Annotated in this window: 13 protein-coding genes and 1 tRNA gene; all 14 read right to left on the bottom strand. The window is 52.2% G+C overall.

Annotated elements, in window-relative coordinates; all coding sequences use genetic code 11:
• Positions 1 to 92: 92 nt before the first annotated feature.
• Positions 93 to 2,498, bottom strand: a complete 2,406-nt coding sequence (pheT, locus tag KI811_RS15580; RefSeq protein ID WP_214187396.1) for a phenylalanine--tRNA ligase subunit beta — start codon at positions 2,496 to 2,498, stop codon at positions 93 to 95.
• A gap of 69 nt (positions 2,499 to 2,567) precedes the next feature.
• Entirely contained in the window at positions 2,568 to 3,584 is a 1,017-nt protein-coding gene (gene pheS / locus KI811_RS15575; protein WP_214187395.1) for a phenylalanine--tRNA ligase subunit alpha, read from the bottom strand.
• Positions 3,585 to 3,659: 75 nt separating this feature from the next.
• Complete coding sequence (gene rplT / locus KI811_RS15570; RefSeq protein ID WP_214187394.1) at positions 3,660 to 4,013, bottom strand: 50S ribosomal protein L20; 354 nt, start codon at positions 4,011 to 4,013, stop codon at positions 3,660 to 3,662.
• A gap of 156 nt (positions 4,014 to 4,169) precedes the next feature.
• Entirely contained in the window at positions 4,170 to 4,367 is a 198-nt protein-coding gene (gene rpmI, locus KI811_RS15565) for a 50S ribosomal protein L35 (RefSeq protein WP_004511654.1), read from the bottom strand.
• Between the two features lie 33 nt (positions 4,368 to 4,400).
• A complete protein-coding gene (infC, locus tag KI811_RS15560) occupies positions 4,401 to 4,919 on the bottom strand; it encodes a translation initiation factor IF-3 (protein ID WP_214187426.1) in 519 nt (172 codons plus the stop codon).
• Positions 4,920 to 4,930: 11 nt separating this feature from the next.
• Positions 4,931 to 6,841, bottom strand: coding sequence for a threonine--tRNA ligase (gene thrS, locus KI811_RS15555; RefSeq protein WP_214187393.1), 1,911 nt, complete (start codon positions 6,839 to 6,841; stop codon positions 4,931 to 4,933).
• A 73-nt stretch (positions 6,842 to 6,914) separates the two neighbouring features.
• Positions 6,915 to 6,989 (bottom strand) — tRNA-Val (locus KI811_RS15550).
• 44 nt (positions 6,990 to 7,033) lie between these two features.
• Entirely contained in the window at positions 7,034 to 8,143 is a 1,110-nt protein-coding gene (locus KI811_RS15545; protein ID WP_214187392.1) for a glycosyltransferase family 9 protein, read from the bottom strand.
• A complete protein-coding gene (locus KI811_RS15540) occupies positions 8,140 to 9,123 on the bottom strand; it encodes a glycosyltransferase family 4 protein (RefSeq protein WP_214187391.1) in 984 nt (327 codons plus the stop codon). The genes KI811_RS15545 and KI811_RS15540 overlap by 4 nt, the downstream gene beginning before the upstream one ends.
• A 209-nt stretch (positions 9,124 to 9,332) precedes the next feature.
• Positions 9,333 to 10,373, bottom strand: coding sequence for a hypothetical protein (locus KI811_RS15535; protein ID WP_214187390.1), 1,041 nt, complete (start codon positions 10,371 to 10,373; stop codon positions 9,333 to 9,335).
• The gene (locus tag KI811_RS15530) at positions 10,370 to 11,122 is read right to left on the bottom strand and encodes a class I SAM-dependent DNA methyltransferase (RefSeq protein WP_214187389.1); all 753 of its coding nucleotides are present in this window, start codon (positions 11,120 to 11,122) and stop codon (positions 10,370 to 10,372) included. Before KI811_RS15530 ends, KI811_RS15535 begins: the two co-directional genes overlap by 4 nt.
• Positions 11,119 to 12,246: a DegT/DnrJ/EryC1/StrS family aminotransferase gene (locus KI811_RS15525; protein WP_214187388.1), complete on the bottom strand. Its 1,128-nt coding sequence runs from the start codon at positions 12,244 to 12,246 to the stop codon at positions 11,119 to 11,121. The genes KI811_RS15530 and KI811_RS15525 overlap by 4 nt, the downstream gene beginning before the upstream one ends.
• Positions 12,247 to 12,431: 185 nt before the next feature.
• Positions 12,432 to 12,878: a cupin domain-containing protein gene (locus KI811_RS15520; RefSeq protein WP_214187387.1), complete on the bottom strand. Its 447-nt coding sequence runs from the start codon at positions 12,876 to 12,878 to the stop codon at positions 12,432 to 12,434.
• Complete coding sequence (locus KI811_RS15515; RefSeq protein ID WP_214187386.1) at positions 12,875 to 13,831, bottom strand: glycosyltransferase family 2 protein; 957 nt, start codon at positions 13,829 to 13,831, stop codon at positions 12,875 to 12,877. Before KI811_RS15515 ends, KI811_RS15520 begins: the two co-directional genes overlap by 4 nt.
• Positions 13,832 to 13,853: the final 22 nt, after the last annotated feature.

Genomic DNA, 13,853 nt, shown 5'->3' with positions numbered 1-13,853 from the left:
ACTCCCTCAAAATCAATACGTTATCAAATATATTGCGTCCACCGAAGGCGACAGGATTTATAACACAGCAGTTCCAGATAATCAACCTGTTTTTAACGTATCGTAACCGCCAACTTTTTAATCAGAGTATCGACAATACGTTGGTGCAGCGGTGTAACCTCATTGTCGACAAGCGTTTTTTCATGGGAACGGTACCTGATTCTAACCGCGATGCTCTTGAATCCCTCAGGAACATGGGATCCCTTATAGTGATCAAATATCTCGGCGCATTCCACCTCACGTATTCTCAGTCCACTGATGCACTCCACGATCGCCGATGCCGGGGTTTCATCTTTGATAAGCATGGCGATGTCTCGGAACGTATCAGGGAACCGGGAGGGCGGCTTAATGGCAACGTTGTCCGAACTCACCATGGCGAGCTTCTCAAAATCGAGGTCAAGATAGTAGACGGGCTGATCAATGCCGAAATTGTCATGAATATCGGGATGGAGTTCACCAAACGAGCCGAGCAGTTCATTGCCACAGAGGATCGAACATGCCTTGCCCGGGTGGAAATAGGGATCGAGGCGATCCTGTACAAACGCAACAGGTCCGATGGCAAACTCGTCAAGGATGTGTTCGATAACACCCTTAACGTCATAGAAATCAACCTGATGCCGCTCCTGATTCCATCCTTCACGATAGCGAACACCGGTCATGATTCCTGCAAGGTGGAGGGGCTCCCGGGGCAACTCCTGCCCCTCGGCCGGTAGATAGACGCGCCGCAACTCAAAGAGCCGAAGCGTGAGCATACGGTAATTGATGTTTCTTGCAGCTGCATCGAGAAGTCCGGGAAGAAGCGTCGTGCGCATCACCGACTGCTCTTCCACAAGGGGGTTGCGCAACCGCACGACGGACCGCCGGGGGTCGTCATGGGCCAGAAGAAGCCTGTCGAGAACTCCCGGAGCCATGAAGCTGAAGGTGATCACCTCGCTGAAGCCTTGCCCGACCAAGACATTTCTCAGCTGTTTTTCGAGGCGCTGGTGGCGTGTAGGACGGTCGGAAAAGACCCGGGCCTTGGGCATGGTGACAGGAATGTTGTTATAGCCGTTAAGCCGTGCCACCTCCTCAACCAGATCGATCTCCCGTTCGATATCGACACGGCAGGAGGGAACGTCGACGTCAAAGAGATCCGGTTCAACCACGTTAACTTTAAACTCAAGGCGGTTAAAGATAGCTGCCATCTCATTGGCGGCCAACTGAATGCCCAGCAACCTGTTGCACTGGTCGACGCGAAGCCTGACGGTGCGGCGGGGCAAAGGGCGGGGATAGACATCAATGGTCCCCGTGGCAACACTCCCCCCCGCAAGCTCGGCAATCAACGAGGCGGCACGGTCAAGGGCCGTCTCAAGGATGTCGATATCAGCACCGCGCTCGAAACGGTGGGATGACTCTGTGTGGAGACCGAGACGCTTCGAGGTTCTACGGATCGCGGACGGATTGAAATAAGCGCTTTCCAGAAGGATGTTGGAGGTCTCCTGACGGATCTCCGAGTTTTCTCCCCCCATGATCCCGGCCAGGGCAACCCCTTTCTCGCCGTCCCGAATCGTAAGGTCGGACTCCGTCAGAACACGTTCCTGACCGTCAAGGGTGGTGAAGCGCTCCCCTGCTGCTGCACGACGCACGACAATCTTACCGCCGGCAAGGAGGTCGGCATCGAACGCGTGGAGGGGATGGCCGTACTCCATGAGGACATAGTTGGTGACATCCACCACATTATTGATGGAACGCATTCCCACTGCCTCAAGGCGCCTCACAAGCCACGCCGGTGATGGTCCGATGGAACAACCGGCAATGTAACGGGCCGTATAGCGCGGGCACAGATCGGAGTCTTCCACGATCACCTGAGCGCGCTCACTGATGGGAACGTCAGATTCTTTCACTGAGGGACGGGCATACTTGACGGTGGTGCCGAGCTTAGCGGCAATCTCACGAGCAATGCCCACAACGCTCAGACAATCAGCTCTGTTGGGCGTTAGTCCAATCTCGAATATGGTATCTTTGAGGCCAAGGGCATCAAATACCGGAACGCCAAGGGGGAGGTCTGCGGGAAGAATGATGATCCCTTCGGACTCAGCGGCCAGGCCAAGCTCTTTCTCGGAGCAAAGCATCCCGCAGGACTCCTCGCCCCTGATCTTCGAACGCTTGATCTTGAAATCGCCCGGCAGAACTGCGCCTATCTGGGCCAGGGCGACTTTATCCCAGGTCTTGAAGTTCTGGGCGCCGCACACAATGGCTAGCGTCTCTTTGCCGTTGTTAACCCTGCAAAGGGAAAGTTTGTCTGCGTTGGGATGCTGGGACCTCTCCTCCACAACGGCGACGACGACCTCATCAAGTCCTCCCCCAACATGGCGAACTCCTTCCACTTCGAGACCGAGCATGGTCAGAAGATCCGAAAGCTCCTGGGGCGAAAGGTCGAAATCAACGAATTCCTTGAGCCAGTTGTACGTAACGATCATATTCTCACCCTATCCGGGACATAATCAGTGTTGCTCTACCTGGAACAATAATCCCGATGCACTGTAATTTCAGAACTGCTGCAGGAAACGGACGTCGTTATCGAAGAAAAGACGCAGATCTCCGATGCCGTACTTGAGCATGGCGACCCGCTCAACCCCCATGCCGAAAGCGAAACCGGAAATGGTTTCCGGGTCATACCCCACATGACGGTACACCTCGGGGTCGATCATGCCGGCGCCAAGAATTTCCAGCCATCCGCTCTCTTTGCAGACGCGACATCCTTTCCCCTTGCACATGACGCAGGCAATGTCGACTTCGGCGCTGGGCTCCGTGAAGGGGAAAAAGCTCGGCCGCAAACGGACCCCTATTCCCTTGCCGAAATACTGATTCACGAAGGTAGTCAGAATCCCCTTGAGATCGCCGAAGGTCACGCCGGTATCGACCATCAATCCCTCGATCTGGTGGAACATGGGGGAATGGGTCGCATCGGAGTCACAGCGATAAACCGTCCCCGGAGAAATAATCCGTACCGGCGGGGCATGCTTGAGCATGGTTCGCACCTGAACCGGCGACGTGTGGGTTCTCAGCAGGATGGAATCATCCACGAAGAACGTGTCCTGCATATCCCGGGCGGGATGATCCTTGGGGAAGTTAAGGGCTTCAAAATTGTAGAAATCGAGTTCAACCTCAGGCCCCTCGGCCACCTGAAAACCGAGACCGGCAAAAATCTCCGATATCTCCTCGATGACCAGCGTTATGGGGTGTTTCGTGCCGTGGGGGAGTCTTCGACCTGGCAGTGTGACATCAAGACGCTCGCGCTGAAGCCGCTCACGCTTGCTGGCGTCGCGTACCTGGGCGAGAGTCTCGTCAAGCCGTGCCTCAAGCTGGTTTTTGACCGTATTGGCCAATTGTCCCACCACAGGCCGCTCTTCGGCGGAGAGAGCACCAAGTCCCTTCATGACGGCTGTCAAGGCGCCCTTCTTGCCAAGATATTTTATCCGCAGTTCCTGGAGGGCCTCTTCGCTTCCAGCCCCATCAATCTCTTTGATGGCGGACTGAAGAAGTCCGTCGAGTTGTTCTTTCATAACGGGAACCCTTTACAAAAAAAGAAATGGAACGCTGAGCATCCCATTTCTTTTTTTATCCGGCTGAAATTTCCACTAAATCTGTGTTTTGGCGACAGAAGCGATCTCGGAGAAGCCCTGGGGGTCCGATACGGCCAGATCCGCAAGCACCTTGCGGTCAATCTCGACATTCGCTTTTTTCAGCCCATGTATGAGCTTGCTGTACGAAAGCCCATTGAGACGGGAAGCCGCGTTAATCCGGGTGATCCAGAGAGCACGGAAATCACGCTTCTTGACTTTGCGGTCCCTAAAAGCGTAGTTAAGTGCGCGATCCACGGCCTCGGTCGCGCTCCGGAACAGTTTGCTCCGTGCGCCACGGTATCCCTTGGCGAGTTTGAGCACCTTGTTTCTTCTGCGTCTCGCTTTAAAACCTCTTTTTACCCTTGGCATTACCTACTCCTTTTACTGATGAATTTTGCCGGATCCGCAAGGGGAGGCGCTTCCTCACGGTTCACGGACTTATAAAAACGGAAACAGGAGACCAGCCACACGAACCGGCTTAACTGCTCCGGTCTGATTATCAGCCCATGGCTCCTGGCCCAGTTTTTACTTATAGGGGATCAATCTGGCGATATTCTTTTGATCAACAGCAGCAACGATGGAGCTCGAACGGAGCTGACGCTTGCGCTTACGGGTCTTCGACGTGAGGATATGGCTCGTGAAAGCGCTATTCCTCTTGATTTTACCGCTGGCAGTCTTCCTGAAGCGCTTGGCTGCGCCGCGGTTTGTCTTGATCTTGGGCATTACTTTTCTCCTTTTCTATAAGTGTAGCACAATCTATTTTTTCACTTTGGGGGCAACTATCATGAACATGCTCCGCCCTTCCATCTTCGGTTTCATCTCGATAACTGCGATATCTTCAATCTCACTGGCAACCCGCTCAAGGGCGCGAACCCCGTATTCCATATGCGTAATTTCACGCCCACGGAATACGAGCGTCACCTTCGCCTTGTTCCCCTCTTCGATAAAGCGACGCACGTGCTTGATCTTGAACTGGAGATCATGCTCATCGGTCTTGGGGCGAAGCTTGACCTCCTTAACAACGACGTGTGACTGCTTCTTCTTGGCTTCCTGCAGCTTTTTGCTCTGCTGATACTTGAACTTACCATAGTCCATGATCCGGCAGACGGGAGGAACGGCCGTGGGAGAAACCTCGACAAGATCAAGCTGCTGGCTCTCCGCAAGTGCAAGAGCCTCATTTAACGGCATAATACCTAGCTGCTCGCTATTGGCTCCAACAACCCGTATCTCACGGGCTCTGATGGCTTGGTTTACATTTACGGTCGGCTTGGCTATGGCGCCACCTCCTATTTGAAGCGCTTGACGTCTTCGTTAATAAACACAACAAACTCCTCGGGCTTCATGGCCGCGAGGTTCGAACCATCACGGAACCGCGGAGTCACCGTCCCGGACTCCATTTCCTTGTCGCCAATGACGAGCATGTACGGAATCTTCTGGAGCTGCGCTTCGCGAATCTTGAACCCGAGTTTTTCATTGCGGAAGTCTTTCCGCACCCGAATCCCGCTCGAGCGAAGCGTCTCGAAAACCTGGGCGGCATACGACTGCTGATTGTCCGTGACGGTCATCACGATTGCCTGAACCGGCGAGAGCCACACGGGGAAATTACCGGCAAAATGTTCAATAAGAACACCTATGAAACGCTCGATGGAACCAAGAATCACCCGGTGAACCATCACAGGGCGCTTCCTTTCACCATCTGCGTCTACATAGGTTAAATCAAACCGCTCAGGAAGCGTAAAATCGCACTGGATTGTAGCACACTGCCACCTTCTGTCAAGAGAATCGCGCAGTTTGATATCGATCTTCGGCCCATAAAATGCGCCGTCCCCTTCGTTGATCTCGTAGGGACGTCCGGAATCCTTCAGCGCCCCGAGAAGCGCATTAGTGGCCCGCTCCCAGTCCTCATCGGAACCGATGGACTTTTCGGGGCGAGTGGAGAGTTCCATCTCGAATTCAAACCCGAATATCCCCATGACATCATTGACAAAGGAAATGACACCCTTGATCTCGTCATCGAGTTGTTCCGGGGTACAGAGGATATGGGCATCGTCCTGGGTGAAACACCTCACACGCAGAAGCCCGTGGAGGACGCCGGCCCGTTCATGGCGGTGCACGGTGCCGAGCTCAAAGAAGCGGAGCGGCAGATCCCGGTAACTGCGCAGATGGGACTTGTAGATCATCATGTGGCTCAGGCAGTTCATCGGCTTGATGCCGAACCCCTGCCCTTCCACCTCGGTGAAATACATGTTTTCGCGGTAGTTATCGTAGTGGCCGGAACGCTGCCAGAGATCGGTCTTAAGAATCTGTGGCCCCACCACGATGTCGTAACCGCGCTTCAGGTGCTCCTTGCGCTCGAAATCTTCAAGGATGGTCCGCAGCATGGCCCCATTGGGATGCCAGATCACGAACCCCGCGCCGACCTCATCGGAGAACGAGAAAAGATCGAGCTCCCGGCCCAGCTTGCGATGGTCGCGGCGCTTGGCCTCTTCGATCCTCTCCAGATATGCGTCGAGTTCCTTCTTGTCGGCAAAGGCGGTTCCGTAGACCCGCTGGAGCATTTTGTTCTTCTCGTCGCCGCGCCAGTAGGCGCCTGCAAGGGAAGTAAGCTTGAAAGCGCGGCAGTTGGCCGTGGAAGGGAGATGGGGGCCACGACAAAGATCGGCGAAATCACCCTGCCGATAGAGGGAAACCGTAGTATCGCCAATGGCCTCAATCAGCTCGACCTTGTAGCTCTCCCCCATATCCCGGAAGAGCTTGACAGCTTCATCCTTGGAGAGAACCTGACGCTCCAGCTTGAGGTCAGACTTGGCGAGCTCCCTCATGCGGGCCTCTATTTTTTCAAGGTCTTCGGGAGTAAAGGCATGATCGACATCAAAGTCGTAATAGAAACCATTCTCGACAGCGGGTCCGATGGTGACCTTCGCCTGCGGGAAAAGCTCCTTGACCGCTTGGGCCATGAGGTGGGAGGTGGAGTGGCGGATAATCTCCAGGGCCTCGGGGGACTTCTCGGTTATGATCTCGACCTTGGCGCCATCCACAAGGGGCGCCGTCAGATCAACCGCAACACCGTCGATTTTGCCGGCAATGGCGGCCTTTGCAAGCCCGGCGCCGATGGAGGCGGCCAGATCGCGCACCGTTGCCCCCTCGGCAAGAACCCTTTCCGAACCATCCGGCAGTGCAACCCTGATGTCACCCATCGCTGCCCCCTTAACACGAAGAGGCATCGAACTTCGATGCCCCTTCCACAGCCTCAGCTGCGAGTTCTTTGAATGGTAGGCGCGGGCGGTCTCGAACCGCCGACCTCTACCGTGTCAAGGTAGCGCTCTCCCCCTGAGCTACGCGCCTACAAGCAAAACGGATTCTCTAAATACCAATAGCCCATAGAAAAGTCAAGGTTTTTGTTGGCGCTTGACAAAATTATTCCGGTCCAGAAGCGTCAACACCGCCTGCTCAACTTCGTCAACGGATATTTCCGCCATACAGCGGGCGTTACTGGGACACTTTGGTGTATACCCGAAGGTGGTGCAGGGTGAACAGGGAAGATGCTTGTTAATGACAATGTGGTTATCGCCCCGCGGCGCCCATTTCTTTTCCCTTCCCGGACCAAAGAGGGAGACAGTTGGGATGCCGAGGCCAACAGCAATGTGGAGTATGCCGGAATCACTACTTAAAACCACCGATGCCTTTTCAATGACGGCAGATGTTTCAACCAATGAGGTTATTCCAACGAGATTGAGTATTCCGGAAAGCCCGACAGTTATCTTATTCCCCTCAATGAGTTCCGCATTGCCACCTACAACTGCAACTACAATACCTCGGTCGCTACACCTCTTAACCAACTCCCTAAAATTTTCAGCCCCCCAGTGGCGTTCAACTATGCTAGCCCCGGGGAATATTACGACGAAAGATTGTCCAACGCATTTATCCAGCAGTTCCCACACATTGCGAGCAACTGTGTCGGGAACATCCAGGAAAGGAACAGGCATTTGATCCGACTCGCAGATGCTAAAAGGAGTGATGAGTTTACAGAAAGATTCTGCCTCATAATCATCCTGAAAATAAGATATTGCATGAGTAAGCAGTCTTTCGCGGTTGTTGGTTGCGAACCCTATCACACAGTTGCCAATCAAATTTGCAAGAACTGCCGACAACCTATGCCACTGTTCACTATCAATCACCACATCATATTTAAGTTTGAAGGCATCAATTATCCCGCGCCAACTGTCGTAGAGAAGCACTCTTTCAACCAGACAACAGAGAGAAAAGACTGATGCGTTTCGCTTCTCTGCAAGAACATAAATTTTAGTCTCTGGAAATGATGCTTTGAAAGCACGAATGGTAGGAATTAGAAGCACTGCGTCACCAATCCCTCCGGGACGAATAAACAAAATACTTCCGACATCACTGAGCGGAGGCTTCGTCGGAGAGGGTTTCGGCAACAAACCGCAAAGCCACTTGCCGATCAAACCGTCCAGAAATTTCAGAACTATTATTTTCACTTTAAGCTGTCCGCACCTGACTTAATTAACAACTCTTCAAGGATGTCTGCCAACCGTTGGTTGAATTGCGGCTGTCTCCAATGAACTGAACGCTCCTTTCCCTTGGCAACAAGTCCCGCGCATAATTCGTCATCCAGCCATAAACGGCGGAGGACTGCCGACATATCATCCACGTCTCCAGGGTCAAAGAACAGCGCTGCATCGCCGGCCTGTTCAGGCATTCCATAGACATTTGACACGGCAACCGGACACCCTAACAGAAATCCCTCCAGAGGAGGAATGTTTGTAGGACCGAAAAATGTCGGCATTACGAGCGCACGTGCGCGTCGATAGAACTCAGGCATGTGTTCCTGCGGAACATATCCCAGTACATGGACGTTACTTTCAAGATTAAGCCTAGTCACGGTTTCCCGAACAATGGAGTAAGCATTCTTTTTCGCTCCCACCAACACAAGATGGATATCGTGACACTCTCTCTTAACCAAGGCTAACGCCTCAAGGAGACCGACATGGTTTTTATGCTCCCAAAACTGGGCAGGATAAAAGAGAAACTTCTCAGGCAGATTATACTGACAATGGAAGTCAGCTATAGGCACAATGTCGGTCAAATATTGGGGTGGAACAAATGGAAGAATATGAATGTTTTCAAGGGGCATACCATATGATTCAAAGACTTGCTTTTTTCCCGCTTCCGAATCAACCAGAACGCCCTTCGCCCACCGGCACACGTTTTGGTAGTGATGTTCAAGACTTTGATAACGCCACCTGCCCCCAACTTCCGGAAAACGTCGTTCATAACGGTGCATCAGATCAAGAATCGAAACAAGGGCGGGCACCTGGACCTGATACCCCCAGCAGTCTTGTGATGGAAAAATCCAAAGGTCGCAGCCCCTTTCAATCAGTGACCGGGCCAATGGGTCAAAATATCGGGAACAAATGCGCCACAATTTGATTGGAAGCCGCAGTTCGCGCCACACCATTGCGGACGCCCTACCTGCCCACCCGTAAGGAGCCTTAAAACTGTCGACGGCATAGCTTGAAAGATAAGGCAGCCAAGCGGCGCTTGAGTACGCGACCGTGACGTGGTAACGTTCAAAGGGCAAGGAACAGACAGCCTCAAGCATTGCGAGGTTATATTGGAAAGTACCCCCGTGATCGGGGCGAGAACTGAGGAACAACCCGATTTTTTTCATTGCCTTGATGTAAAAACCATTGGTTTCCAGAATACGTCGGCTAAAAATAGTTGAGAGAAATCACTTGATTCAAAAAATTCTCGATAGATTTGGAGCCTGTCCACTCTGGAAAAAGTTATTTTATTGATGATCTTCCAAAAATATGTTTCCGGGCCCTTCATTTCGAGATGATTGGGACAACGGGAAATATTGTTGAGTACGCCTCGCCCGGCAAATACCCTTAAGTAACGCACAAAATCACTTTGCATGTGCCAGAAGGCAACCTTGACGCCGTTGAAGTAATCCACGCCATCGACCCTCTTATACGAGATCGGAAGCATGTTTTCAAAATGGCCGAAAAAATAAAGGGGATCGCTGAACAAAACCAAATCGGCACGTGACGGCACATCTATCGGAAGCTGTTGGGGCAGACGGTCCGTATGTATCAAGTGAGATATAAAGTCCTGATCGCTGCTGATAATAGTCCTGAAGCGGCAACCTGCCCATTTTTTAGAATATGAAATCTCCCAACCCTCCCGCTCTTTCCACGCGGTACTTGAGTAAGCCTCTATGTCCGCAACGAAGTGCATCAGGTTTGCCCGATATTCGGCAAGCCACTTCGTATCACTGATTGATACGAATGCAGGACAACCGTGCAGAACGAAGGTCTTGTCTCCCAAACGATCGTGAATTACTTCAGGCAACTCGTTGAAAACAATATCCCCGTCGTAGTGGATGACGGGAGCCCCATTGAAGACATCCTCAATGACAAGCCACCGCAGAAAGCACTTCTTTTCATAGTCACCGAACCTGTCGAGTTGTTGAAAAGCGGAGTTGTATTGCTGGTAGCTCGCCGAGCCGTCAATAACGTCAAAGCCGAGCGATTTCAACTGACTGAGATAACTTTCACCGAGCTTCTCGATCCCCTCAAGGAGAAGCACGACAATCGGATTGGTTGAGCCGAGGGTCCGATTGCGCCTCCCCAGCCAGAGCAAAGGAACATGTCGCTCGAAATCATCGGCATCCCCTTTTGCCCAAGCGGCGATTACACTGCTCATCTCTTCCGCACCACAGCGCACCCGTTCCAAGTGTCATAACCGAGAACTTTACCGGTCAGGTACTCAAAAGAGTCTTCAACCGAAAAACCAGTCAGTTCGCTGAATATTGAGACCTCCGGGCTGAACAGATAACGCATGCTGTGAGTTTCGAATATTTCCTCAATCCGTCCGTTTTCCTTGTCACGAAGAATGACATGATAATTGACATCGACCCGGTTTTCGGCGGCGAACATTTGAGGTTCGGCTATTCTGGTCAGTTCAACGGCTTCGTCTTGAAGACGCTTTACGCGCACAGTCGGCCTGTCGGTCAAAACCGCAGGGCCATACCAGAAATCGAAAATGAATACACCTCCCGGATTGAGACATCGACAGATTGATTCGAATGAGGCTCGCAGGTCATCGTTGGTCAACTGGTAACTCATCACGTGAAATAGGGCAACCGCAGCATCGAACTTCTCATCCAACCTCAAATCCCTGATGTCCCCATGGGAGAAAGCAGCCGTGCCGCCCGTCGATTTTTCGTGGGCGACATGCAGCATCTCTCGGCTCGCATCAACCCCGTGAACTTTATAGCCTTTGTCGGCGAGCAGCCTGCTGTGTCGCCCGGTTCCGCACCCGAGATCAAGAAGGCTCACGGCTCCCGGCTGGTAGCTGCGAATCAGACGATCCACGTAAGCCGCCTCACCTGCATAATCCTTGTCGCGATAGAGAAGATCGTAATACCGTGAATAACTCTCGAAAACACTCATGCCGCATTTTCCTTCAAGGCATCTGCCAACACAGAGCAAACAGTCGCGATTTGCCGCTCAGTGACGGCCAACCCGCTCGGCAGATAGAAACCGCGGCGCGCCAATCGTTCCGCGACTGGATATTGTTCTCCGTCAAACATTCCCATCTTCCGGAATACAGGCTGCTCATGCATCGGCCAGAAAAACGGACGGGTTCCAATTTTTTTCCCACCAAGCTGTCTCATCATTCTTTCAGCGTCAAACTGCAGCCCATCCTTGAGAACGATTCCAAAAACCCAGTAAATGTTTTCAGCATAACCGGTACATTCCAATGGAATTTCAAGTCCCTCGACACCAGAAAGCAATTCGGAGTACCGCTTCCCCATGAAACGCTTGCGTTGAGCAAACTCATCAAGACGCTCCAACTGAGCAAGACCCAGTGCCGCCTGCAAGTTCGTCATCCGAAAATTGTAGCCCAACTCGTCGTGAACAAATCGCTTCTCGGGCTTGAAACAGAGATTGCGGAGCGAACGGCACTTGTCCGCAAGCCCAGCGTCGTCGGTCACAATCATTCCCCCTTCTCCCGTGGTGACCAACTTGTTCGGATAGAAGCTGAACGTGCTGATGTCGCCGAAGCTTCCACAAGGAGCACCGTAACAGGTCAGTCCGTGGGCCTCCGCGGCATCTTCGATTACATGTAAACCGTAGCGGTCCGCAAGATCCAGGAGAGGCTTCATGTCGACGGGCAGACCATAAATATGGACTGCCATGATTGCCTTTGTTCGAGGGGTTATCCTTGACTCAATTCGGGAAACATCCATATTCCATGTAAGCGGATCGGAATCCACCAATACCGGCTTAGCTCCGGCACGAACAACCGCAGAAGCGCAGGATATTATCGTAAATGCCGGAAGGATGACTTCGTCCCCGCATCCTATTCCCAAAGCAACGAGCGACGCCTCAAGGGCAACGGTACCGTTGGACACGGCAACGCCGTACTTCCTTCCCACTCTTGCCGCAAAATTCTCTTCGAAACGGGCGACAAAGGGTCCTTCGGAAGAAATCCAACCGGTACGGATGCACTCTTCTAAGTATTTGAGCTCATTTCCATCGAGGAGCGGCTCATTTACAGGAATCATACTCATTTCAAAATCTCCAGATAACAAGGATCTTTCTATATTTTGGTATTCATCGTCAGTAGGTTCCTATATGGCTCCACATGACGATATTTGATCGAGTAGTGATTGCATGATCACCCGGAATCCGGATAACCATCCGCGCAGTATCGACGAGACCATGCTCCTTTATGTAACGAATGGCTCTCCGTACATCACTCAGACTCTTTCGGGCCGGGGAAAATCACCTCCGCCGAGGTAATACCGGCAAACCGCGTCTTGTCAGCCTCTCCCGCATAGGGGCCCTGCTTGACCTCAAACATCTCAATCTCATCAAGGGCTTCGAACCCGTGACCTCCTGAAGCCAACAGAATTACGTCTCCCGCTTTCAGAATACAGCTTTCCAGATAGGTTCGGCCTTCATCATAAAAGTCGACTCTCAGCCTTCCCCGCCTCAAAAACAAAACCTCCTGCGTATACTGAACGTCCCTCTGCACTGGGTTGTGGACATGAGGAGGAATGATTTTCCCTGAAGGATGCCGCATATATGCCAGTTGCTGAGAAAAGTCGTCCGGAGTGAAGAAATGTACGCCATGATCCTTGAAGTCAGTCGATATAATGATCGCCAGTATTTTCTCATTGTTCAGTATTCTGCGTATCATGGCTTCACCTCTTTCATCTTGAAAAAGTCAACGGCTAATTGTTTTATCGTTATAAACCGCATGGGGCTGAGGTGAACCACCCTGCACATATAAGCAAAGAAAACCTTGGGATTATTCAGACTAAGCTTCTTTATGTAGCCGTCAGCCGTTTTCCAGAGATGATGCTGAAGGCATTTCAGCAGCAGATTCAACAGATGGTGTTGCAGAAGCTTCTCTCCCCCAAGCATCTCTATATCCCGTCGATGTTTGTCGATCACGTACTGATAGCCGGCGACATCTTTTTCCTTACTTTTCGAAATGGAATCGCCACGGCTTACATGGTAGATGAACAAGGGTTCCCGCACATGGACAAAACTACAGCAACGGGCCAACCGAATAGCGGTGTCCCATTCCTGGTGCGAAGGGACTCCTTCATCAAGAAAACCTATCTCAGAGAGGGCTAGGCGGGAAACCAGCATGCTCGGCAACAACGGCCCCGGATTGCGAAGCAGTTGCAAGTAAACGTTCCGGCCATGTATCAGTGGAGTCTTTACCGAGATGTTCTTACCCCTCGACTCATCAAACCACAAGGCGTCAGCATGAACAACCGTCCAGGGGTCGAAGCCGACATCCCGCAAAACTTCAACCTGTCTTTCAAGCTTGGTTGCCAGCCACTCATCGTCGGAGTCCAGGAAAGCAATCCAGTCCCCTTTTGCCTCCCGGATTCCACGGTTTCTGGCAGCCTGCGCCCCGGACCTGTTATCAAGGCGAATGCATCGGATTCTGCCGTCGGCGACAGCCTCAACGGATTTGACAGTGTGATCCGTCGAACGGTCATCCACCACGACTATTTCCAACGGGGAAAACGTTTGGTTCAACACTGACTGCAGACAGATTCCTATCGTGCGTTCCCGGTTATACGCCGGAATAACAACTGAAATTCTGGGGTTCCCCATAGAAGACGATGTTTTCATACCTGACTGCCCCAACAGTAAC

Source organism: Geobacter hydrogenophilus (genome assembly GCF_018501225.1).
Taxonomy (GTDB): domain Bacteria; phylum Desulfobacterota; class Desulfuromonadia; order Geobacterales; family Geobacteraceae; genus Geobacter; species Geobacter hydrogenophilus.
This window is presented reverse-complemented; position numbering and strand designations above follow the sequence as displayed.

Excerpts from the sequence above, each read along its gene's own strand:
- pheT (WP_214187396.1), bottom strand. The coding sequence starts at position 2,498 with ATGATCGTTACGTACAACTGGCTCAAGGAATTCGTTGATTTCGACCTT.
- pheS (WP_214187395.1), bottom strand. The coding sequence starts at position 3,584 with ATGAAAGAACAACTCGACGGACTTCTTCAGTCCGCCATCAAAGAGATT.
- rplT (WP_214187394.1), bottom strand. The coding sequence starts at position 4,013 with ATGCCAAGGGTAAAAAGAGGTTTTAAAGCGAGACGCAGAAGAAACAAG.
- rpmI (WP_004511654.1), bottom strand. The coding sequence starts at position 4,367 with ATGCCCAAGATCAAGACAAACCGCGGCGCAGCCAAGCGCTTCAGGAAG.
- thrS (WP_214187393.1), bottom strand. The coding sequence starts at position 6,841 with ATGGGTGACATCAGGGTTGCACTGCCGGATGGTTCGGAAAGGGTTCTT.
- KI811_RS15540 (WP_214187391.1), bottom strand. The coding sequence starts at position 9,123 with ATGGTGTGGCGCGAACTGCGGCTTCCAATCAAATTGTGGCGCATTTGT.
- KI811_RS15535 (WP_214187390.1), bottom strand. The coding sequence starts at position 10,373 with ATGAGCAGTGTAATCGCCGCTTGGGCAAAAGGGGATGCCGATGATTTC.
- KI811_RS15530 (WP_214187389.1), bottom strand. The coding sequence starts at position 11,122 with ATGAGTGTTTTCGAGAGTTATTCACGGTATTACGATCTTCTCTATCGC.
- KI811_RS15525 (WP_214187388.1), bottom strand. The coding sequence starts at position 12,246 with ATGAGTATGATTCCTGTAAATGAGCCGCTCCTCGATGGAAATGAGCTC.
- KI811_RS15520 (WP_214187387.1), bottom strand. The coding sequence starts at position 12,878 with ATGATACGCAGAATACTGAACAATGAGAAAATACTGGCGATCATTATA.
- KI811_RS15515 (WP_214187386.1), bottom strand. The coding sequence starts at position 13,831 with ATGAAAACATCGTCTTCTATGGGGAACCCCAGAATTTCAGTTGTTATT.